We start from the raw sequence: 20,218 nt of genomic DNA on the forward strand, positions 1-20,218 counted from the left end.
CAGCGTCGCCGAGCAGTACCCGGGCTTCGACGCGGGCGCGGTCCTGAGCATGAACCTGTGGGACCCGATGCTGCGGGAGCTGTGCGACGCGTTCGGCGACGCGGCCGCCGCGGGACTGGCCGGCGTCGAGATCATCTACGTGCCGTACGCGGCCGAGGCGGACTGGTCGCGGGGCCGGGTCGTGGCCGAGGCCGCGGGCGCGGCCGGGCTGGGCGTCACGGTCCCGGCGGGGGCGTTCAACGCCTCGAACCTCGCGTCGCTCGCGGAGATCGGGGAGATCGGCAGGATCGGGCACGCCGTGGGCGCGGCGGGCGACCCCGGGATCATGCGACTGCTGGCCGAGCGCCAGGTGATCGTGGAGGTCTGCCTGACGTCGGCGGTGGTCCTGGGCATGGTGCCGAACCTGGAGGCGCATCCGCTGCCGCGGTTCCTGGAGGCCGGGATCGCCGTGGTCCTGGGGACCGACTCGCCCATGCGGATGGGCACCGACATCGCCGGGGAGTACGAGAAGGCGCGCTCGCTGGGGCTCGGCGACACCGACCTGGCGCTCTTGAGCGAACGCGCGAAGGCCGCGCGGCTGCCGTAGCGCCGCGGGCGGTCACGGTACGGTCTCGAAACCGTCAAGCAGGAGCGTCAATTCCTCGGAATGTCGGATTGTAGACAATCGAACCAGCGATTGTTCGACAATCCATTGCAAGCTTCCCACCTGCGAAAACACCCGATCCGGACCCTCCCGTGTTGACCTTCTCACGCAGCGCTCGGGTTGAAAAAACACAGGCGTTGACTAGTGTTTCTCCCGTTGCCGCCCCCAACGGAAACCAGCGCCGCCCGGATCAGCACCCCGCTCCCCCAGCGATTCGCGCGCGGCGCCAGGAAAGGACGTAATGCCCGCGATCGCAGTGGAATCCCTGTACAAAGTCTTCGGCAAAGGCGCCAAGGGCGCCGTCGCGCAGCTCCGCAGCGGCGTCCCGCGCGAGGCGCTCAACTCGCGGAACGTCACCGCCGCCGTCATCGACCACAACTGGGAGATCGCACCCGGCGAGATCTTCGTCGTCATGGGCCTCTCGGGGTCCGGCAAGTCGACGCTCATCCGGATGCTCAACGGCCTCATCAAGCCCACCGCCGGGACGATCCGCATCGACGGCGTCGACCTCGGCTCGCTCTCGCCCAGGGAGCTGCGGCGCCTGCGCCGCGAGAAGATCAGCATGGTCTTCCAGCACTTCGCGCTCCTCCCCCACCGCAGCGTCCTCGAGAACGTCGCGTTCGGGCTGGAGATCAAGGGCCTCGACAAGGCCGCGCGACTGGAGCGCGCCAGGGAGGCCGTCCAGCTCGTGGGCCTCGAAGGCCACGAGGACAAGCTACCCGCGCAGCTCTCCGGGGGCATGAAGCAGCGGGTCGGCCTGGCCCGCGCGCTCGCCGCCGACACCGAGATCCTGCTCATGGACGAGGCCTTCAGCGCGCTCGACCCGCTCATCCGCCAGGAGATGCAGGACCAGCTCCTCGACCTCCAGTCGAAGCTCGCCAAGACCATCGTCTTCATCACCCACGACCTCAACGAGGCCATGCGCATCGGCGACCGGATCGCGGTGTGCGACGGCGAGGTCAAGCAGCTCGGCACCGCCGAGGACCTGCTGCTGCACCCGGCCGACGACTACGTCGCCGAGTTCACCGCCGACGTGGACCGCAGCCGCGTGCTCACCGCCGAGGCCGTCATGGAGCCGTGCGGCGGCACCGACACCAGCGAGTTCCCGACCGTCGAGTCGGGCGTGCCGGTCAACGAGCTGTACGAGCCGGTCCTCAACTCGAAGGCGCCGCTGCTGGTCGTGGACGACAACGACGACCCGCTCGGCGTCGTCACGCCCCGGTCCATCATCAAGTCGCTGGCGCACGAGCCGGCGGCCGACGACGAGCGCGCCAGCGACGACGAGGAGGCCCTGCCGGCATGATGCAGTACATCCGCGACTGGCTCTGGACGTACGTCTGGAAGCCCTTGCCCGACATGCCGCTCGGCGCCTGGACCGACGAGCTCATCAGGTGGCTGCGCCTCGCCTGGGCGCCCCTGTTCGACGGCGTCGAGACCTTCCTCGAATCGCTCTACTTCGCCCTGGCCGACGCCCTGCTGTGGCTGCCCTCGGGCCTGATGATCCTCGTCTTCGCCGCGATCGCCTTCGTCGCGAAGGGCTGGCGCCTCGCCGCCGTCGTCGGCGTCGGCATGTTCGTCGTCGCCTGGACTCCTTACTGGGACAACACGATGGCGACGCTCGCGATGGTCGTCGTGGCGACGGTCCTGGCGACGGTGCTGGCGATCCCCATCGGCATCCTCGCCTCGGAGAACCGCGCCGCCTCGGCGGTCATGCGGCCCGTCCTCGACTTCATGCAGACCCTGCCGGCGTTCGTGTACCTGCTGCCGGTGGTCATGCTCTTCGGCGTCGGCGAGACGCCCGGCATCATCGCCACCATCATCTTCTGCATGCCCCCCGGCGTGCGGCTGACCGAGCTGGGCCTGCGCCAGGTCGACCGCGAGGTCGTCGAGGCCGCGCAGGCCTTCGGCTCCTCGCCGGCCCGGACGCTCCTGCGGGTCAAGCTGCCGCTGGCGCTGCCGACCGTGATGGCCGGGCTCAACCAGGTCATCATGCTGGCGCTCTCGATGGTCGTCATCGCGGGCATGGTCGGCGGCGGCGGCCTCGGCGAGGACATCGTGTCCGCGCTCGGGCGCGTCGACATCGCCAAGGGCTTCAACGCCGGGATCGCCGTGGTGATCCTCGCGATCTTCCTCGACCGCGTCATGCAGGGCCTGGCCGACCGCACGCCGGTCGCCAAGGCCGCGCGGCTCGCCCATTAGCCACCGAACACCAACGCCCCACCGATGAAGCCCGCGTGTCCCCGCGGGAGAGAGAAGGAACCATGCGTCGTCGTTCGATCATGAAGGGCGCCTGGGCAACCGGCGCCGTAGTGGCCGTGCCCGCCGTCCTGTCCGCCTGCTCGGTCGAGAGCGAGGGCGGCGAGAAGGCCGACCCGTCCGACCTCGACTTCGGCCTGCCCGAAGGCGAGGGCGAGCTCGTCCTCGGCGTGATCCCCGGCTGGGACGAGGGCGTCGTCGCCACCGAGCTGTGGCGCCAGGCGCTCACCGCCTCCGGCTACACCGTCACCGTCCAGGAGTTCTCCGAGGCGGGTCTGCTCTACGAGGGCCTCGCCGCGGGCGACGTGGACGTCTACCTCGACGGGTGGCTCCCGGTCACCCACGCGACCTACATGGAGACCTACGGCGACCAGCTCGAGCAGATCGGCGCGTGGAACTCCAACGCCGCCCTGACCGTCGCGGTCCCGGCCTACGTCGACCAGGTGAACTCCCTGGCCGAGCTCAACGACAACGCCGAGCTCTTCGGCGGCGAGATCATCGGCATCGAGCCCAGCGCGGGCCTGACCGAGGCCGTCCTCGAAGCCTCGATCCCGACCTACGGCATCACCGACCTGGAGCTGAAGACCTCCTCGACGGCGACCATGCTCAGCGAGCTCGACTCGGCGATCGCCGCCGAGGAGCCGATCGTGGTCACCCTGTGGCAGCCGCACTGGGCCTACGCGAAGTACGACCTGAAGAACCTCGAGGACCCCGAGGGCACCCTCGGCGACGTCGAGACCATCAACACCCTCGCCCACCTGGGCTTCAGCGAGGAGTTCCCGGACGTGGCCGCCGCGCTCGGGAAGTTCGCCCTCTCGGACGACCAGCTCGCCGACCTGGAGAACATCGTCTTCACCGACAACGATGGCGACGTCGAGGCGGGCGTGACGGCCTGGTTGCAGGACAACGCCTTCGGCGACCTCGTTGCCTAGTCTCATGACCTGACCCTCCGAAGACCGCGCGCGGCGCCGGCTCCTGGGTCTGGGGACCCGTGGCAGGCAGAGGACCATCGCCGGTGCCATCGCGCGCGCTGCGGCCGTTCGGCCGCGCCGCTCGCCCCACAGCGAGCGGAGGGGTGCGGGACCTGCGGTCCCGCACCCCTTTTCCATGCCCGCGACGCGGTTCACGGGACGCGGTTGCGCGCGAATCCACCCCAGGATTCATGCAGATGTGCTAATATGTTCTGACGTCCCGCGGGCCCGCCCGCCGGGCGTCCACGACCCTTCAGGCCTCCCGCACGCGACCGCCGACCCGCGCTCGGCGGTCGCGTTGCGTCCCGCCTATAGAATCCCCGGGCGACGCACCCCCACGGCGCTCCTTCCCGGCGCGCCGCCGACGAGGTAGGAGACCAGTTGTTCGGCATCCTCGCGCCCTGCCCTTCCCGTACCCCCGAAGACCTCAAACCTCGCTGGATGGGGCATTTCTGCGGCCTGTGCCTGGAACTGCGCGACGACGCGGGCCAGTTCGCGCGCCTCACCACGAACTACGACGCACTCGCGCTCTCGGTGCTGGTGGAGGCGCAGCTCGGTGGCGAGGCCGAGGCCCGCGACGCGGGCCCGTGCGCCCTGCGCGGGATGCGCCGCCAGCGCGTGTCGACCGGGGGCGGGCCGCGCCTGGCGGCGACCGCCTCGCTGCTGCTGGCCTCGGCGAAGCTCCGCGACCATGTGGAGGACGGGGACGGGATCGTCGCCCGACCGGGTGCGCGGGGTCTCGCGGGTATGACTGCGGACCGGTTGCGGCGCAAGGCCGATGCGATCGGTTCGTCGATCGGGCTGGACGTGGGTCCGGTGATCGCCTCGATCGAGTCGCAGCGCGAGGTGGAGGCGGCCTGTTCGGCGGGGACGCCGTTGTCGGCGGTGACGGCGCCGACCGAGGCGGCGACGGCGGCGCTGTTCGCCCATGCGGCGGTGCTGGGCGGGCGGCCGGAGAACGCGGGGGCGTTCCGGGTCGCCGGTGCGGCGTTCGGGCGGTTGGCGCATCTGCTGGACGCGGCGGACGATTTCGAGGAGGACGCGGGCCGCGGGGCGTGGAATCCGCTGGCGGCCACGGGTGCGGGTGTGGAGGGGGCGCGTGCGCTGGCGCGCGGGGCGCTGTCGGACATGCGGGCGGCGTTGGAGTCGGCGTCGCTGGTGGACGGGGCGATGACGGGTCTGTTGTTGGATCGGTATGCGCGCCATGCGGTGTCGAAGTCGTTCGGTTCGGCGTGCGCGACGTATCGGCGTCCGGAGGAGCGGCGGTCGCGGCGGCGGGACTACCGGGAGGACGACGGCTATCACGCGCGCAGGCGCGGTTTCTGGGCCGGTCTGTGCAGTTTCGCGGTGCTGGCGTGCACGTGTCAGCTGTGCTGCGCGGAGCATTACGAGGGGCCGTGGTCGGGTCGTTCGCGGGAGGGGTGCTGCCGGGACTGCTGCGATTGCTGTGACTGCGAGTGCTGTCAGTGCTGCCAGTGCTGCGGCGGCGATTCGGACGGGGACGGCTGCTGCGGCGGTTGCGACTGTCCGTGCAGTTGCGATTGAGTCAGCGGGGCGGTTGGGGCCAGCCGGGGGGCGCCGCGGGGGGCGGGGTGCCCGGGGCGGGCGGCGGCGGGGTCGTGGAGGGCGGTCCGGGCGGCGGGGGCTGCACCGGTGGCGCTGCGGCGGGTCCGGGGCCGGCGTCGCGCCAGACGGGCGGCGCGGGTTCGGCGGGGCGCGCGTCGGGGTGCTGGACGGGGACCTTGCGGGGCCAGTTGCCGGGTCGGTCGCGGAGCCAGGCGCGCACGGGCCGGGTGTAGAGCAGGACCAGGCACAGGGCGAGGGCGGCGAGTTCGAGGATCGAGGGCAGGAACCTGATGACGCTGAACGCGCCGCAGACGGCGTTGAGGCCCATCACGCCGAGTCCGATGTAGAACACCATGCGCGGGTCCTGGAATCCGAAGCGGCCCAGTTGCTCTCTGGCGACCGCCCAGATCAGGGCGAGGTTGACGGCGGCGACGACGAGGCCGAACACGATGCCGCCGAACAGGCCCATGAAGGAGAAGGCCAGTGCCGCGACGAGGGCCGCGCCGAGTGCGATGAGGACGGCGAGGGCGTTGACGGCGAGGTGGATCCACAGGGCCTGGAGGATGACGGTGACCTGGCGGGGCCGGTCGTCCTTGGGCAGGATGCCCCAGCGCTGCGCCCAGGTGGGCGGGGGCGGCAGGACCGGCCCGGAGGGCTGGCCCGCGAAGGCGCCGTAGGGGTCGTGCGGCCGGTACTGGAACGACTGCTGCGAGGGGCCTTGGGCCGCTGCGGGATCGCGCGGGTCGGCCGGGGGTCCGGGGGTGCCGGGGGGCATGGTCATCGAACGGCTCCGTGGGGTGCGGTCAGGTGCGGCGCCAGGCTACCGCGCGCTTCATGAAGGGTCGCAACGGACCCGGTGCCGCCCGGCGCCGGGCCGGGCGGCGTGCGGGTTCAGTCGACCGGTTCGAACAGGGCGACGGTCTCGAAGTGCTGGGTCATGGGGAAGGCGTCGAAGGCGCGGAGGCGGGTGAGCGCGTAGCCCTCGACGGCGAGGTCGCTCGCGTCGCGCGCGAGGGCGCCGGCGTCGCAGGCGACGTAGCAGATGGCGCGTGGGCGGGCCTCGCCGAGCGCGACGACGACCTCCGGGCCGGCGCCGCTGCGCGGGGGGTCGAGGACGACGAGGTCGACGTGGCCGAGGTCGGGCGCGACGTCGGCGACGTCGCCGACGATCGCCCCGGCGTTCTTCCACTCGGCGAGGTTCGCGGCGGTGCGCGAGGCGGGCGCGTTCTCGACGGCGACGACGCGGCCGGTCTCGCCGACGGCGGCGGCCAGGCCCGAGGCGAAGAGCCCGGCCCCGGCGTAGAGGTCCCAGGCCGACTCGCCTTCGCGGGGGTCGAGGAGCTCCAGGACGCAGGCGAGGAAGGTCGAGGCGGCGGCGGGGTGGACCTGCCAGAAGCCGTCGAAGCCGATCTCGAACGACTGCTCGCCGACTTCCTGGTGGACGAGTTCGGGGCCGCTCTTGTGGTGGGGGCGGGCGGTGCGGCGAAGTTGCGTGTAGACGGCGAGCTTGTCGTCGTCGGCGTCTACGACGCCGACGGCGCCCATGCCGATCCAGCTGCGGGTGAGGAGGTCGGATTCGCGGATGCGCTCGGTCGCGATGGCGCACCGGTCGATGTGCACGAGCTCGTGGGACTTGTGCTTGCGCAGGCCGGGGCGCCCGTCGGCGTCCACGGCGTACTGCATCCGGGTGCGCCAGCCGAGCGCGCCCTCGGCCGCGGGCAGCGCCTCGACCTCGACGCCTTCGAGGAGCGCGGGGTCGATCCCGCCGATGCGGGTGAGCTGGTCGAACAGGACCTTGGCCTTGAGGCGGCGCTGCGCGTCGGGGGCGGCGTGCTGGAAGTCGCAGCCGCCGCACCTGCCGGGTCCGGCGAAGGCGCACGGGGGTTCGACGCGGTCGGGCGAGGCCTCGATGACCTCGACGGCGTCGGCGAACGCGAACCGCTTCTTGCGTTCGTTGACCTCGATGCGGACGGTCTCGCCGGGCAGTGCGTGCCGGACGAAGTAGACCTCGCCGTCGACGCGGGCCACGCAGTGGCCTCCTGCGGCGATGTCTCCAACGGTGACGATCATCGTCCTCATCCTCTGGTCGCTAGCGGCTGCGGCGCCGACCGGCGCCCAGCACGCCAGGATACGGGGCGGGCCCGGCGCGGCCGCGACTTCCCGCGCGGGTGTGACCTCCGCATTCGGGACACCGGCGGCGCAAGGCCCCGGAGAGGGCGCGTCACTTGAAGACGCGGCGCAGCGGCGGCGGCTCGGTGCTCTCGCCGAGGATCCACGGCACGATGCAGACCATGACGCCGGGCTCGTACTTGAGCTGACGGCGGATGGCCTTGGTGGTCTGGTTGTGCAGGAGCGAGGTCGACCAGTTGAAGTACCCGCGCGAGAGGCGGCCCTTCTGGTGGCCCTGGCCGACCACGTATTCGGGCAGGTAGACGGTGACGACGTCGCGCGGGGCGTCGGCGCGGCGGGCCTTGACGTAGTCCACGATCGGGCCGGTGATCTCCCGGTAGGGCGAGTCGACCACGGTCAGCGGCACCTTGATCGACCGCCGCTCCCATTCGGCGAGGAGCTGGCGCGAGGCCGCGGCGTCGACGTTCACCGTCAGGGCCGTGACGGTGTCGGGCCGGGTGGCCTTGGCGTAGGAGAGCATCCGCATGAGCGGCAGGCTCACCGAGGAGACGAGCACGATCGCGTGGTTGCGCGCGGGCAGGCGCGGGCGGCCCGGCGGCAGCTCCAGTTCGGCGCGCACCGCCGCGTAGTGCCGGGCGATGAACAGCATGAGCAGGTAGCACCCGCCGATGATGAGGACCGCGATCCAGCTGCCGCGCCGGTAGTCGGTGAGGGCCACGATGACGAGCACGACCGCGCAGGCCAGCGCGGCGGCGAGGGCGGTGAGGCGGGCGCGTGTGGCGCGCGAGCGGCGGGCGGGGTCGCGTTCGACGTCGAGGACGCGGCGCCAGTGGCGGACCATCGCGGCGTGGGCGAGGACCATCGAGAGGAAGACGCCGACGATGTACAGGCCCATGAGGCCGTTGGTGGCGACGCCGAAGAGGACGACCAGGATCGCGGCGGCGACGGCGAGGATGAGGATGCCGTTGGAGTAGACGAGGCGGTCGCCGCGCTTGTGGAGCTGGCGGGGCAGGAGCGAGTCCTCGGCGAAGATCGAGGCGAGCTGCGGGAAGCCGACGAACGCGGTGTTGGCGGCGAGGAGGAGGACGCCGGCGGTGGCGAGCATGATCGGCCAGACGGCGGCGGGCGAGGAGTCGAAGACGGTGTCGGCGAGCTGGCCGATGAGGGGGTGCTGGAGGTATCCGGCGGCGCCGGGTTCGGCCGCGGCGCGGGCGCCGGTCTGGTGGGCGAGGACGACGATGCCGGTGAAGAGGGCGACGGTGGCGCCGCCGACGACGGTGATGGCGGCGGCGGCGTTGCGTCCGCGCGGGGGCCGGAAGAAGCGGACGCGGGTCGTGAAGGTCTCGATGCCGGTGACGGCGACCGATCCGGCGGCGAAGGCCCTGGCGCACAGGAGGAACAGGGCCGCGGAGGTCCATTCGCGGTCGTCGGCGGCGGTCTCGTTCGCGGAGGGGGCGGTGAGGTCGTCGCCGGCGCCCGCGCGGACGAGGCCGACGACGACGAGCGCGGCGATGCCGGTGACGAAGGCGAGGGTGACGGCGGCGGCGACGTGCCCGGAGACGCGCAGGCCGCGGAGGTTGTAGGCGGCCAGGAGCGCGATGGCGGCGGCGGCGATCCATTCGCGCCAGGCGCTGATGCCGGGCAGGAGCACCGAGAGGGCGGCGACGGCGGCGGAGGCCGAGACGGCGACGGTGAGGATGTAGTCGAGGACGAGGGCGGCGGCGGCGAGGCGTCCGGCGCCGGGCCCGAAGTTCGCGGCGACCACGCGGTAGTCGCCGCCGCCGCCGGGGTAGGCCTGGACGGTGTACCGGTAGGAGGCGATGACGGCGACCATGACGAGGGCGACGGCGACGCCGGTGGTGACCGAGTAGGCGTAGGCGGCGGTGCCGGCCACGCCGAGGACGAGGAAGACCTGCTCGGGGGCGTAGGCGATGGAGGAGATGGGGTTGACCGCGAGCAGGGGGATGGCGTAGCGCTTGGAGAGCACGAGGGAGCTCTGGCGTCCGGAGGCGAACGGCTCGCCCACGAGGAGCCGTTTGAAGACGGACATGGACCGGGTCACGTCGACTGACCTTACCGGCTGCGCGGTGGCGGCAGGCCCGCAGCGGCCTGGCGGGGTCGAAGCGCTGCGGGGGGCCGGTCGGGGCGTGAGAGGATCGGTTCGCGGCGCGGTTCGCGCCGCTGGACCGCTGAAGGGGTGGGACCGGGTGCACGTGGTGATCATGGGTTGCGGGCGTGTGGGCTCGTCCTTGGCGCGGAGCCTGGTCGAGCACGGCCATTCGGTCGGGATCATCGACCAGAACCCGAAGGCGTTCCGGCGTCTGGGCCCGGACTTCGACGAGACGACGGTGCGCGGGGTCGGCTTCGACCGGGAGGTCCTGGCGAAGGCGGGGATCAACCGGGCCGACGCGTTCGTGTCGGTGTCCTCGGGCGACAACTCGAACATCATCGCCGCGCGCGTGGCGCGGGAGAACTACGGCGTCGCGAAGGTCATCGCGCGCATCTACGACCCGCAGCGCGCGAGCGTGTACGAGCGCCTGGGCATCCCCACGGTCGCGACCGTGCGGTGGACGGCCGACCGGCTGCTGCGCCACCTCATGCCCGGGGAGCAGGAGCCGCTGTGGCGGGACCCGACGGCGACGCTGTCGATGGTCGAGATCCTGTGCGACGAGGGCTGGTACGGGCTGGCGCTGTCGGCGTTGGAGCAGGCGACGGGGCACCGGATCGCGTACGTCAACCGGTTCGGGCGGGCGACGCTGCCGACGGCCTCGACGGTGCTCCAGGACGGCGACCAGGTGTTCATGCTCGTGGCCGACGGCGACGAGGCGATGATCAGGCAGATCGCGGGCACCGCCCCGCAGGGGGGTGCGGCATGAGGGTCGCCATCGCGGGGGCCGGGAACGTGGGCCGTTCGATCGCCGCGGAGCTGGTCGGCAACGGCCACCACGTGCTGCTCATCGAGCGCGACCCCGATTCGATGCGCCCCGAGCGGGTCCCGGCGGCCGAGTGGCTGCTGGCGGACGCGTGCGAGCTGGAGAACCTGCGCCAGGCGCACCTGGAGGAGTGCGACGTGGCGGTCGCGGCCACCGGCGACGACAAGGTGAACCTGGTGGTGAGCCTGCTGTCGAAGACGGAGTTCGCGGTGCCGCGCGTGGTCGCGCGCGTCAACCGGGCCGAGAACGAGTGGCTGTTCAACGAGGAGTGGGGCGTGGACGTCTCGGTCTCCAAGCCGCGGCTGCTGGCCGCCCTCGTGGAGGAGGCGGTGAGCGTCGGGGACCTGGTGCGGCTCTTGAGCTTCCGGCAGTCGCAGGCGAACCTGGTGGAGATCACGCTGCCGCCGGAGGCCCCGCACGTGGGCCGCAGCGTCGCGGAGGTGCCGCTGCCGCACGACGTGGCGCTGGTGGCGATCATCCGGGGGCGCCGGGTCATCGCGCCGTCCCCCGACGACACGCTGGAGTCGGGCGACGAGCTGGTGTTCGTGTGCAACGAGGACGCCGAGGACGACACGCGCGCGGTCATCCTGGGGAAGCGGCGCTGAGCTGGGTCGGATCGATGCCCAAGGGCCGAAAAGGGTCCAGTCGGGCTTTACAGACGGCACGGGATCACGTTACATTGATAGTTCTCAATGTTTCATGATTTTGGGAGCGCTACCATGCTTAAGAAAGTACCGAAGCGGCTGCGCAAGCTGCTCGTCATCGCCGCCGCGGTGGTCGCCGCGGGCGCCTCGGCGCTCGTGTTCATCCAGCCCGCGTACAGCCACGGCACCGCCACCTCGCCCGCCGCGCGCCAGTACAGCTGCTGGGAACGCTGGGGCGGCGACCACATGAATCCGGACATGGCCACCGAAGACCCCATGTGCTACCAGGCCTTCCAGACCAACCCCAACACCATGTGGAGCTGGATGAGCCTGCTCCGCGAGGGCATGGCCGGCCAGCACGAGGAGCTCATCCCCGACAACCAGCTCTGCTCCGGCGGCAACTCCCAGTACACCTCGCTCGACGTACCCGGCAACTGGCACACCACCCCACTCGCCAACAACTTCAACCTCCACTACGAGGACCAAGCGGTCCACGGCGCCGACTACTACTGGGTCTACGTCACCAAACAGGGCTACGACGCCACCACCGACGCCCTCGACTGGGCCGACCTCGAACGCGTCGTCGAAACCGGCGTCTACCAACCCGGTGAAACCGTCGACATCCCCGTCAGCGCACCCGGCCGCACCGGACACCACATCGTCTACGTCGTCTGGCAGGCCAGCCACTTCGACCAGACCTTCTACTCCTGCTCCGACGTGTGGTTCGGCGAGGGCGGCCCCACCGAGGAGCCGACCGACCCGACCGACCCGCCCACCGACCCGACGGACCCCCCGACCGACCCCACCGACCCTCCGACCGACCCGACCGACCCTCCCGGTGACCTGAGCTGCGCGGCCACCGCCTCGATCAACAGCTGGGGCAGCGGGGCGACCGTGACCGTCACGGTGTCCAACACCGGGACCTCGACCGTCCACTCCTGGATGCTCCACTGGACGTGGGCGAACTCGGGGGTCTCGGTCGCGAACATCTGGAACGCCGAGTACTCCACGATGGGCACCTCGGAGATGGCCGCGCCCGTCTCCTGGAACCAGGAGATCGCACCCGGCGGCGAAGTGTCCTTCGGGTTCAACGTCAACGGCACGCTGAGTTCGATGCCCGCACTCGACTGCCTGGCCTCCTAGGGACGCCTGACACGCCTTAGAGGACGCCGCGGACGCGGCTCCGGCCCTCGGGGCCGGGGCCGCGTCCGTGCGCGTGGGACACGAGGGACGAATTCGATCGGTCAGGCGTCAAAAAGAACGGCTTGGGTGTTTACATGCGCAGTTCGTTGGGGTTACATTGAAAAGTATCAATGTTCCTAGGTTTTGGGAGCGCTATCATGTTCAACCTCCGAAGATTCGGACTCCACCGACTCGACCCGCCGCGACCCGGCGGACGCCGCATGACCGTCCGCAGCCTCATCGTCCTCGTGGCCGCGCTCTTCGCGGCCGGGACCGCCGCCGTCCTGTTCGTCCAGCCCGCCTCCAGCCACGGGACCGCCATCGGCCCCTCCTCGCGGCACTACAGCTGCTGGGAGCGCTGGGGCTCGGACTTCCAGAACCCGGCCATGGAGCAGGAAGACCCCATGTGCTGGGCCGCATGGCAGAACGACCCCAGCGCCATGTGGAACTGGAACGGCCTCTACCGCGAGCAGGTCGGCGGGAACCACCAGGCCGCCCTGCCCGACAACCAGCTGTGCAGCGGCGGGCAGACGGGCGGCACCCGGTACGCGCCTCTGGACGACCCCGGCCCCTGGAAGACCACGCAGGTGAACTCCAGCTTCACGTTCACCACCTGGGACCAGGCCAACCACGGCGCGGACTACTACCGCGTCTACGTGACGAAACAGGGGTACAACGCGGAGACGGACGCGCTCGACTGGGCCGACCTCGAACTGGTCGCCGACACCGGGGACATCGATCCCGGCGTCGGGCGCACGCCGCCCTCGGGCGGCGGCACCCTCGTCGACATCCCGGTGAGCGCCCCCGGGCGCTCGGGCCACCACGTCGTGTTCATGATCTGGCAGGCCAGCCACTTCGACCAGTCGTTCTACTCCTGCTCCGACGTGTGGTTCGGCTCCGGTCAGCCGACCGACCCGCCGACCACCCCGGACGACCCGGACCCGACCACCGAGGAGCCCACGGACGACCCCACCGACGAGCCGACCGGGGAGCCCACGGGCACCCCGGCCGGGTACGAGTGCACCGCCACCGCCACGGTCAACAACTGGGGTTCGGGCGCGGGCGTCACCGTCAAGGTCGAGAACACCGGCGACCAGGCCATCCACAACTGGATGCTGCACTGGGAGTGGCCCAGCAGCGGCGTGACGATCAGCCAGATATGGAACGCCGAGCATTCCACGATGGGCGACATGGAGATGGCGGCGCCCGTCTCCTGGAACCAGGCCATCGCCGTGGGCGGCTCGATCGAGTTCGGGTTCAACGTCTCAGGCGCGCTCAGCGGCGCCCCCGAGTTCGACTGCTTCCCGACGTAGTGAACTAGCGGAGGTCAGTACTCTAGGCGGCGCGGGGCCCCGGTCCCGCGCCGCGCTTCGGCGTGCGGGTCCTCCTCGGTCCTCATGCGCCGGCGCACGGCCCAGATCGTGAACGCCGTCAAGGCGATCGTGACCGGCCAGCCGCCGAGCAGCGTCACCAGGCCCAGCGCGTCGTCGGCGTCCAGGAAGTACAGCCAGGTCCGCACCGCGTTCTTGAGCAGGAACACGATCCCCCACAGGATCGTGATCCGGCTCAGCACGTCGACCAGCGGCTTGTTCTCGCGCCACTCCTTCTTGCCGCCCTGGGCGACCACGGCGTAGATCCAGCCGATGATCGGGTGGCGCACGAGCGCGGAGACGATGAGCAGGACCCCGTAGATCCCGCCCTGGATGATCCCCGGCAGGTAGAAGTTGCGCGCGTCGGTCGAACGCCAGGCCAGGAACGCGCCGAGCGCGATCCCGAAGAGGCCGTTGAGCGCGTGGCGGACCGGCTCCTTGCGGACGGCGCGCCACGCGGCGATGGCGATCGCGCTCGCCGCCGAGACGACGATGGCCCACTGGAGGCCCGAGAGCGGGCCGAAGCCCGCGTCGGGCAGGAGCGGGTTGAGCACCACGAACAACGTGATCGGCACCGCGGCCTCGACCACGCCCTTGACGCCGCCGAGCTGCTGCGAGAGCTGCTCGGTGAACGGAGGGAGCTCGTCCGGGTCCCGGTCGTTCCCGTCCGCGGGGTCGGGCTTGCGGGTCGGCGTCTCGGTGCTCATGCGGGCCTTCCGGTAGGTCGCCGGTGCGTGCGGCGACAGGTCCGCCCTCAGGGGCGCAGTTCGTAGGTCGGGTTGTAGATCACGAGCCGTCCGTCGCCCGTCCGGGCCACGCGGCCGCGGGCGACGAGCCTGGTCCCGGCCTCCAGGCCCACGATACGCCGTCGGCCCATCCAGACCAATGCGACCTGACCGGTGCCGTCGATGAGTTCCGCCTCGACCGAGGGCGAGCGCCCGTCGGTGCGCAGCACCACGGTGTGCAGGCGGCCGGCGACGACCGCCCGCTGCCGCGGCTCCAGATCGGCGACCGGCGTCGCCCCGTGGTCGGACTCGCGGCGGATCTCGTCGGCGAACAGCTCCTGGGACGGGGCGGCGAGGCGCCTGAGCCAGCCTTTGAGCCGCTCCGAGGCCACCGGCCCTACCGCTTGGGGCGCGGGGAGGGCTTGCGGCGCACCTGCGGCTTGGGGGTGTCCCCCGCCGCGATGATGGCCCGGTTGCCGTCGCCGCCTTCGGCCTTGCGCTGCGCGATGCGCGCGGCGGCCTCCTCGGCCATCTTCGGCGGGAGCTTGAGCGGCAGCGGCTCGCGCACCGGCATGGCGGTGGCGCCGCGGTCGATGACGAGGTTGCGCAGGGCCTCGTCGAGCTCGGGGGCGGCGGCCTCGTCGAGGGCCCGCTGGCCCTGGAAGGTCGCCTGGACGAACCAGCGGGGGCCGTCGACGCCGCAGAAGCGCACCGAGTTGGTGCCCTTCTTGGCGGCGACCTTGGCGATGAGCTCGGTGCCCCAGCGGCCCTGGACCTCCTCGACCTGCCCGCCCTGGCCGGTGACCTGGGCGGCCAGTTCGCCGCGGAACTCCTCCCAGATGCCCTCGCTGCGCGGCGCGGCGCGCACGAGCAGCTGGAGCGCGGAGGCGCCGGTGGTGAGCAGGACCTGGCTGATGTTGCCCTTGGCGTCGGTCTGGGCCTGGAAGCCCACGCCCTTGGGAACGGGCAGGCGGATGGCGCCCAGGTCGATGCGGCGCACCTCGTCGTCGTCGGGGGCGTCGGCGACGTCGTACGGGCCGGAGGTGGCCTCGTGCTCGACGGTCTCCCCGCTCTCGGCCAGGGAGTCGAGGACCGCGCCCTCGGCGGGGCGCTGCTTCTTCGACTTTCGCCGCTTAAACACGTTCGCTCTCCTCTGCAAGTCGGCGGTGCCCGCCGGTGGAACCGTGGCCGCTCGCGCCGCGCTGCGTCGGCGCGAAGTCGTCGACCTCGGTGAAACGGGCTCGCACAACCGGTTGGACTACCAATTGTGCGACACGGTCCCCGCGTTCGATGACGGCGGTCCGCTCGGGGTCGAGGTTCACGAGGTTGATCTTGATCTCACCGCGGTATCCGGAGTCGATCGTGCCGGGCGCGTTGACGATCGTGACGCCGAGCCTGTGCGCCAGCCCCGAGCGCGGATTCGTGTACCCGACGTGGCCGTCCGGGATCGCAACGGCCACACCGGTGCCCACGAGCGCCCGCTGCCCGGGGGCGAGCTCCACCCGCTCGGCCGCGCACAGGTCGGCCCCGGCGTCGCCGGGATGCGCGTAGGCGGGCAGCGGCAGCCCCGTGTCGAGCCGCTTGATGTCGACCTGCACCTCGGTGCTCATCGCAGTCGGGTTCCTCTCACTCGCGGTCGCACGCCGCGCCGGTCGCGGCGCGCGCGGGGCTATGGTCTCAGACATGAGGAGCGGTGAACGGTACGCCGAGCGCATGAGGCTGCCCGTGGCGGCCTGGCTGGCGGTGGCGGCGCTGGCCGTCATCGCGGCGGCGCTGTCGAACATGGGCGACCTGCGGTGGTGGCGGGTGGCCGCGAGCGCGGCGGTCCTGCTGGTCCCCCTGGCGGGCGCCTGGTGGTTCGGGCGGCTGCCGGTGCGGGTGGTCGAGGACGGCGGCGAGCGGTGGCTGCACGTCGACGACGCGCGCCTGCCGATGTCGGCGGTCGCCGGCGTCGAGGTCCTGGAGCCGGTCGCCTACTCCGACCTCCTGGGCGTCGCGCAGCATCCGCTGGCGTTCGTGGTGCAGCGGCCGTGGATCGGCCGCGGGGTGCGGATCGTCCTGGACGACCCCGAGGACCCGACTCCGTACTGGGTAGTGGCCTCGCGCAGCCCCGAGCGCCTGCGAGAGGCCCTCACGGCCGTCTGAGCGGGCGCTGGAGCGCCTCGGCGCGGTCCGAGACAGCGAAACGGCTCGCGGGCGAACCCGCGAGCCGTGCGCCGTCTGAGGGGCGGCCTATGCGCTATGCGCAGTCCTTGCAGATCGGCAGCCCGTTCTTCTCCTTGGCGTACTGGCTGCGGTGGTGGACCAGGAAGCAGCTGGAGCAGCGGAACTCGTCGGCCTGCATGGGCAGGACCTTGACCGACAGCTCCTCGTCTCCGAGGTCGGCGCCGGGCAGTTCGAAGTTCTCGGCCACTTCGGCCTCGTCGACGTCCACCGACCCCGATTGATCGGTGCGGCCCTTGGCGAGGGCCTCGATGCCGTCGGGCCCGGCGTTCTCTTCCTTGTCCCGGCGCGGGGCGTCGTAGTCGGTTGCCATCGTTTTTCCACTCCCATTGGTTGCTTGGTGGCACCTGAACCGAGCGCGACGGGGGACCGCTTGGAGTGTTCGGGTGACACAGCGGTCCGGCTCGGGTTCCTGGCGGGTTCGGTTCCGTCCGTGCAGGCGGCGTACCTTACCGCGTGCAGTCCATTCCTATACACGATCCCCCAGGGTTTTTCATCCCTATTGTGGCGAGGAACACTTCTATAGCGCAGGTCTCGGCGGTCCGGCCTCTCGCCCACGAAGCGGCCCGGCGCACGATAGCCTTCGGGTGGCAACGTTTGCGGGACGTCGGCTCGTCTAAGGGCCAGACATCAGTTTGCGCTTTTTGGAGACTCGGGGAGGCAGCCGTGCGTATCGCTCGTATCCGCGCTTTGACGGTACTTGGCGTGTTGGCGCTGGTGGCGGGCCTCGCCACCTACTGGGCGATTCAAAACGACTCGCAGGTGTCGGCGAGCAGCTCGTGCGAACCGGGCGCGATCGAGATCAAGACCGCCCCGATCCCCAAGCCCGAGGAGATCGAGGTGGTCGTCCTCAACGGCACCGACCGCTCCGGGCTGGCCGACCAGGCCGCCGCGCAGCTGGAGGACCGCGGGTTCGTCGTGGTTGAAACCGGCGACGCGGAGGAGGCCTACGACGGCACCGCGCTGGTGTTCTTCGGCCCCGACCAGTACGCCGCCGGCATTCACACGCACGCGTACTTCTACCAGGGCCACCAGTCCTTCGACCTCGACTGGGACAAGCCGATCACCATCATCCTCGGCGACGACTTCGCCGAGGTCCGCTCGGCCTCCGACGCGCGCCAGTCCTTCGCCCAGGGCGGCATAGGACAGCTGCCCAAGGGCACCTGCACGGTAGAATAGGCGGCCGTCACACCCCACGTGCTGCGACGTCGAAACTGAAAATGCGGAAACACAGCTCGAAACGGCACCACGGACGGGCCGCCGCCGATTTTCGGCGCTACAATTCACGCCTGCCCGGTCGTGCGCCGACTTGGGCTGCCGACCCAATATCCAATGCTCACCCGCCATGGAGCCCGGCTGCGCCGTGCCCGCCATTGCCTCGGAAGGTTGCTCGTGACTGACGCACGTCCCACCGGCACTGACGTCAATTCCCTGACCGACTCGCTGCTCGCTCTGGCCCGAGAGAGCAGCGGTCAACTGACGTCCGCGACGGTCGCCCAGGTCCTGGAGTCGGCCCAGGCCTCCCCCGCCGAGGGCAAGAAGGTGCTCCGCGCGCTGGCCGAGGCCGACGTGACCGTGGTCGTGAACGGCTGGACTTCCACCCGCAAGCGCGTCCCCGCCGCCCGCACCGCCACCTCCTCCCGGACCACCACCGCCAAGGCCGCCAAGAAGGCCGCGGTGAAGAAGGCCGTCAAGAAGGCCGCCCCCGCCGCGCCCGCGGCCGAGGAGACCGCCGCCGACGAGGCCCCGGTCAAGAAGGCGGCCAAGAAGACCGCCAAGAAGGCCGTCGCGAAGAAGGCCGCCAAGAAGGCCGCGCCGGGCAAGCCCGCCGAGGGCGCCGAGGAGCCCGACGAGGCCGACCTCGCCGCCGCCTCGGACGACGCGCTCGCCGAGGCCGCCGCCGCGACCCCCGCCAAGAAGGCCACCCGCAAGAAGGCCGCGAAGAAGGCGACCGCCGGCCGCAAGTCCAAGAAGGACGGCGAGGACGGCGACGAAGAGGACGGCTTCGAGTGGGACGAGGAGGACTCCGAAGCCCTGAAGCAGGCCCGCAAGGACGCCGAGATGACCGCCTCGGCCGACTCGGTCCGCGCCTACCTCAAGCAGATCGGCAAGGTGCCGCTCCTTAACGCGGCCCAGGAGGTCGAGCTCGCCAAGCGCATCGAGGCCGGCCTGTACGCCGTCGAGCGCCTCAAGCAGCTCAAGGAGGCCGGCGGCGAGATCCCGACGCAGATGCGCCGCGACCTCGAATGGATCATCCGCGACGGCGACCGCGCCAAGGACCACCTCCTCGAGGCGAACCTCCGCCTCGTCGTATCCCTGGCCAAGCGCTACACCGGCCGCGGCATGGCTTTCCTGGACCTCATCCAGGAGGGCAACCTCGGCCTCATCCGCGCCGTCGAGAAGTTCGACTACACCAAGGGCTACAAGTTCTCCACGTACGCCACCTGGTGGATCCGCCAGGCCATCACCCGCGCGATGGCCGACCAGGCCCGCACCATCCGCATCCCGGTGCACATGGTCGAGGTCATCAACAAGCTCGGCCGCATACAGCGCGAGCTGCTCCAGGACCTCGGCCGCGAGCCCAGCCCGGACGAACTCGCCAAGGAGATGGACATCTCCCCCGAGAAGGTCCTGGAGATCCAGCAGTACGCGCGCGAGCCCATCTCGCTCGACCAGACCATCGGCGACGAGGGCGACAGCCAGCTCGGCGACTTCATCGAGGACTCCGAGGCCATCGTGGCCGTCGACGCGGTCTCCTTCTCGCTCCTCCAGGGCCAGCTCCAGCAGGTGCTCCAGACCCTCTCCGAGCGCGAGGCCGGCGTCGTGCGACTGCGCTTCGGCCTCACCGACGGCCAGCCGCGCACCCTGGACGAGATCGGGCAGGTGTACGGCGTCACCCGCGAGCGCATCCGCCAGATCGAGTCCAAGACCATGTCGAAGCTGCGCCACCCGTCGCGCTCGCAGGTCCTGCGCGACTACCTCGACTAGGGCCTTTCCGCTCGCGATTCCACTCGCGATCCGGCGCCCGGGACCGCGGGCGCGACGCCCCCGCACGCCCCGCCTCACCCGAACGAGTGTTTCGCAGACCCGCTCCGCGGGTAGGCGACAGGCCCGGCCCCGACATTGCCGGGTTGTCGATTCCGCATTTCGTGGGCTACGGTGTGGAACAACTATCGCGACCGCCCCGGTGAGTGAGCCGAGTCTCAGTCGGCCGGTGTCGGGAAGAGGTAGTACAGTGCAGGCGTTGATCGGTACGTGCCGGTCAACAGGCCGACATAAGCAACCGAGTGTCATGGACACAGCAACCGAACGCAGCGGAGGACCTGGTATGACATCCACCCTGACGCCCCCGCCCCAGACGGAGGAACGTCCGATCGCGGGCGAGCGCTGCGATCGTTGTAGCGCCGCGGCGAAGCTTCGCGTCACCCTGGCCGAAGGCGGCGACCTCGTCTTCTGCGGCCACCACGCGAACCAGTTCGCCGAGAAGCTCGTGCCGATCGCCATCGACTTCACCGCCGACCCCGAATTCGAATGGCGCGGCACCGACCTCATGGCCTCGCAGAACTAGGCGCGAA

At 71.0% G+C, this 20,218-nt stretch carries 20 protein-coding genes and 1 pseudogene; 13 read left to right on the plus strand and 8 right to left on the minus strand.

Going from position 1 to position 20,218, the window contains the following annotated elements:
- From E9998_RS10515 to E9998_RS10535, 5 genes and pseudogenes are all read left to right on the plus strand, one after another.
- Positions 1–586 (plus strand): annotated as a pseudogene (locus E9998_RS10515) (hypothetical protein); the annotation flags it as partial.
- A 298-nt stretch (positions 587–884) separates the two neighbouring features.
- Positions 885–1,946 (plus strand): quaternary amine ABC transporter ATP-binding protein, encoded by a 1,062-nt coding sequence (locus E9998_RS10520; RefSeq protein WP_192907074.1) that lies wholly within the window; start codon positions 885–887, stop codon positions 1,944–1,946.
- Entirely contained in the window at positions 1,943–2,842 is a 900-nt protein-coding gene (locus tag E9998_RS10525) for an ABC transporter permease (RefSeq protein ID WP_204745375.1), read from the plus strand. Before E9998_RS10520 ends, E9998_RS10525 begins: the two co-directional genes overlap by 4 nt.
- Positions 2,843–2,904: 62 nt before the next feature.
- Positions 2,905–3,831 (plus strand): glycine betaine ABC transporter substrate-binding protein, encoded by a 927-nt coding sequence (locus E9998_RS10530; RefSeq protein WP_136529672.1) that lies wholly within the window; start codon positions 2,905–2,907, stop codon positions 3,829–3,831.
- 420 nt (positions 3,832–4,251) lie between these two features.
- Positions 4,252–5,415, plus strand: a complete 1,164-nt coding sequence (locus tag E9998_RS10535; RefSeq protein ID WP_136529673.1) for a DUF5685 family protein — start codon at positions 4,252–4,254, stop codon at positions 5,413–5,415.
- Between the two features lies 1 nt (position 5,416).
- On the opposite strand, the gene E9998_RS25690 is transcribed toward E9998_RS10535, so the two are convergent.
- The 3 genes from E9998_RS25690 to E9998_RS10550 all read right to left on the minus strand — a co-directional run bounded on the left by E9998_RS25690 (position 5,417) and on the right by E9998_RS10550 (position 9,628).
- Complete coding sequence (locus tag E9998_RS25690) at positions 5,417–6,217, minus strand: hypothetical protein (RefSeq protein ID WP_192907075.1); 801 nt, start codon at positions 6,215–6,217, stop codon at positions 5,417–5,419.
- Positions 6,218–6,327: 110 nt separating this feature from the next.
- Positions 6,328–7,506 carry a class I SAM-dependent RNA methyltransferase gene (locus E9998_RS10545; protein ID WP_136529674.1) on the minus strand — a complete coding sequence of 393 codons (1,179 nt, stop codon included), beginning with the start codon at positions 7,504–7,506 and terminating at the stop codon, positions 6,328–6,330.
- Between the two features lie 151 nt (positions 7,507–7,657).
- Positions 7,658–9,628: an APC family permease gene (locus E9998_RS10550; RefSeq protein WP_136529675.1), complete on the minus strand. Its 1,971-nt coding sequence runs from the start codon at positions 9,626–9,628 to the stop codon at positions 7,658–7,660.
- Between the two features lie 145 nt (positions 9,629–9,773).
- On the opposite strand from E9998_RS10550, the gene E9998_RS10555 reads away from it, so the two are divergent.
- The 4 genes from E9998_RS10555 to E9998_RS10570 all read left to right on the plus strand — a co-directional run bounded on the left by E9998_RS10555 (position 9,774) and on the right by E9998_RS10570 (position 13,638).
- Positions 9,774–10,442, plus strand: a complete 669-nt coding sequence (locus E9998_RS10555; RefSeq protein ID WP_136529676.1) for a potassium channel family protein — start codon at positions 9,774–9,776, stop codon at positions 10,440–10,442.
- Positions 10,439–11,104, plus strand: a complete 666-nt coding sequence (locus E9998_RS10560) for a potassium channel family protein (protein WP_136529677.1) — start codon at positions 10,439–10,441, stop codon at positions 11,102–11,104. The genes E9998_RS10555 and E9998_RS10560 overlap by 4 nt, the downstream gene beginning before the upstream one ends.
- A gap of 114 nt (positions 11,105–11,218) precedes the next feature.
- Positions 11,219–12,286 carry a lytic polysaccharide monooxygenase auxiliary activity family 9 protein gene (locus E9998_RS10565; RefSeq protein ID WP_136529678.1) on the plus strand — a complete coding sequence of 356 codons (1,068 nt, stop codon included), beginning with the start codon at positions 11,219–11,221 and terminating at the stop codon, positions 12,284–12,286.
- Positions 12,287–12,546: 260 nt separating this feature from the next.
- Positions 12,547–13,638 carry a lytic polysaccharide monooxygenase gene (locus tag E9998_RS10570; RefSeq protein ID WP_204745376.1) on the plus strand — a complete coding sequence of 364 codons (1,092 nt, stop codon included), beginning with the start codon at positions 12,547–12,549 and terminating at the stop codon, positions 13,636–13,638.
- Between the two features lie 14 nt (positions 13,639–13,652).
- Here E9998_RS10570 and E9998_RS10575 read toward each other — a convergent pair whose 3' ends face one another.
- From E9998_RS10575 to dut, 4 genes are read right to left on the minus strand one after another with little or no spacing between them, the layout of a single operon-like run.
- Positions 13,653–14,402, minus strand: coding sequence for a DUF3159 domain-containing protein (locus E9998_RS10575; protein ID WP_136529680.1), 750 nt, complete (start codon positions 14,400–14,402; stop codon positions 13,653–13,655).
- Between the two features lie 47 nt (positions 14,403–14,449).
- A complete protein-coding gene (locus E9998_RS10580) occupies positions 14,450–14,812 on the minus strand; it encodes an OB-fold nucleic acid binding domain-containing protein (protein ID WP_136529681.1) in 363 nt (120 codons plus the stop codon).
- A gap of 5 nt (positions 14,813–14,817) precedes the next feature.
- The gene (locus E9998_RS10585; RefSeq protein ID WP_158299774.1) at positions 14,818–15,561 is read right to left on the minus strand and encodes a DUF3710 domain-containing protein; all 744 of its coding nucleotides are present in this window, start codon (positions 15,559–15,561) and stop codon (positions 14,818–14,820) included.
- Positions 15,554–16,030: a dUTP diphosphatase gene (gene dut, locus E9998_RS10590; RefSeq protein WP_136529683.1), complete on the minus strand. Its 477-nt coding sequence runs from the start codon at positions 16,028–16,030 to the stop codon at positions 15,554–15,556. The genes E9998_RS10585 and dut overlap by 8 nt, the downstream gene beginning before the upstream one ends.
- 73 nt (positions 16,031–16,103) lie before the next feature.
- Here dut and E9998_RS10595 point away from each other — a divergent pair, with 73 nt between their 5' ends.
- On the plus strand, positions 16,104–16,565 hold the full coding sequence (locus tag E9998_RS10595; protein ID WP_204745377.1) for a DUF3093 domain-containing protein: 462 nt from the start codon (positions 16,104–16,106) through the stop codon (positions 16,563–16,565).
- Between the two features lie 94 nt (positions 16,566–16,659).
- Here the strand turns inward: E9998_RS10595 and E9998_RS10600 are convergent, their stop codons facing one another.
- Positions 16,660–16,956, minus strand: coding sequence for a DUF4193 domain-containing protein (locus E9998_RS10600; protein ID WP_136529685.1), 297 nt, complete (start codon positions 16,954–16,956; stop codon positions 16,660–16,662).
- A 392-nt stretch (positions 16,957–17,348) separates the two neighbouring features.
- Here E9998_RS10600 and E9998_RS10605 point away from each other — a divergent pair, with 392 nt between their 5' ends.
- From E9998_RS10605 to E9998_RS10615, 3 genes are all read left to right on the plus strand, one after another.
- Positions 17,349–17,822 (plus strand): LytR C-terminal domain-containing protein, encoded by a 474-nt coding sequence (locus tag E9998_RS10605; RefSeq protein ID WP_158299775.1) that lies wholly within the window; start codon positions 17,349–17,351, stop codon positions 17,820–17,822.
- A gap of 213 nt (positions 17,823–18,035) precedes the next feature.
- On the plus strand, positions 18,036–19,631 hold the full coding sequence (locus E9998_RS10610; protein WP_275669501.1) for an RNA polymerase sigma factor: 1,596 nt from the start codon (positions 18,036–18,038) through the stop codon (positions 19,629–19,631).
- A gap of 340 nt (positions 19,632–19,971) precedes the next feature.
- Positions 19,972–20,211 carry a DUF7455 domain-containing protein gene (locus E9998_RS10615; RefSeq protein WP_030162469.1) on the plus strand — a complete coding sequence of 80 codons (240 nt, stop codon included), beginning with the start codon at positions 19,972–19,974 and terminating at the stop codon, positions 20,209–20,211.
- Positions 20,212–20,218: the final 7 nt, after the last annotated feature.

The organism is Glycomyces paridis, assembly GCF_004912155.1.
GTDB classification, from domain to species: Bacteria; Actinomycetota; Actinomycetes; order Mycobacteriales; family Micromonosporaceae; genus Glycomyces; species Glycomyces paridis.

Bases quoted from the DNA above. Each gene is read 5' to 3' on its own strand.
- dut (WP_136529683.1), bottom strand. From the start codon at position 16,030: ATGAGCACCGAGGTGCAGGTCGACATCAAGCGGCTCGACACGGGGCTG.
- E9998_RS10570 (WP_204745376.1), top strand. From the start codon at position 12,547: ATGACCGTCCGCAGCCTCATCGTCCTCGTGGCCGCGCTCTTCGCGGCC.
- E9998_RS25690 (WP_192907075.1), bottom strand. From the start codon at position 6,217: ATGACCATGCCCCCCGGCACCCCCGGACCCCCGGCCGACCCGCGCGAT.
- E9998_RS10545 (WP_136529674.1), bottom strand. From the start codon at position 7,506: ATGATCGTCACCGTTGGAGACATCGCCGCAGGAGGCCACTGCGTGGCC.
- E9998_RS10595 (WP_204745377.1), top strand. From the start codon at position 16,104: ATGAGGAGCGGTGAACGGTACGCCGAGCGCATGAGGCTGCCCGTGGCG.
- E9998_RS10600 (WP_136529685.1), bottom strand. From the start codon at position 16,956: ATGGCAACCGACTACGACGCCCCGCGCCGGGACAAGGAAGAGAACGCC.
- E9998_RS10615 (WP_030162469.1), top strand. From the start codon at position 19,972: ATGACATCCACCCTGACGCCCCCGCCCCAGACGGAGGAACGTCCGATC.
- E9998_RS10525 (WP_204745375.1), top strand. From the start codon at position 1,943: ATGATGCAGTACATCCGCGACTGGCTCTGGACGTACGTCTGGAAGCCC.
- E9998_RS10530 (WP_136529672.1), top strand. From the start codon at position 2,905: ATGCGTCGTCGTTCGATCATGAAGGGCGCCTGGGCAACCGGCGCCGTA.
- E9998_RS10560 (WP_136529677.1), top strand. From the start codon at position 10,439: ATGAGGGTCGCCATCGCGGGGGCCGGGAACGTGGGCCGTTCGATCGCC.
- E9998_RS10565 (WP_136529678.1), top strand. From the start codon at position 11,219: ATGCTTAAGAAAGTACCGAAGCGGCTGCGCAAGCTGCTCGTCATCGCC.
- E9998_RS10520 (WP_192907074.1), top strand. From the start codon at position 885: ATGCCCGCGATCGCAGTGGAATCCCTGTACAAAGTCTTCGGCAAAGGC.
- E9998_RS10575 (WP_136529680.1), bottom strand. From the start codon at position 14,402: ATGAGCACCGAGACGCCGACCCGCAAGCCCGACCCCGCGGACGGGAAC.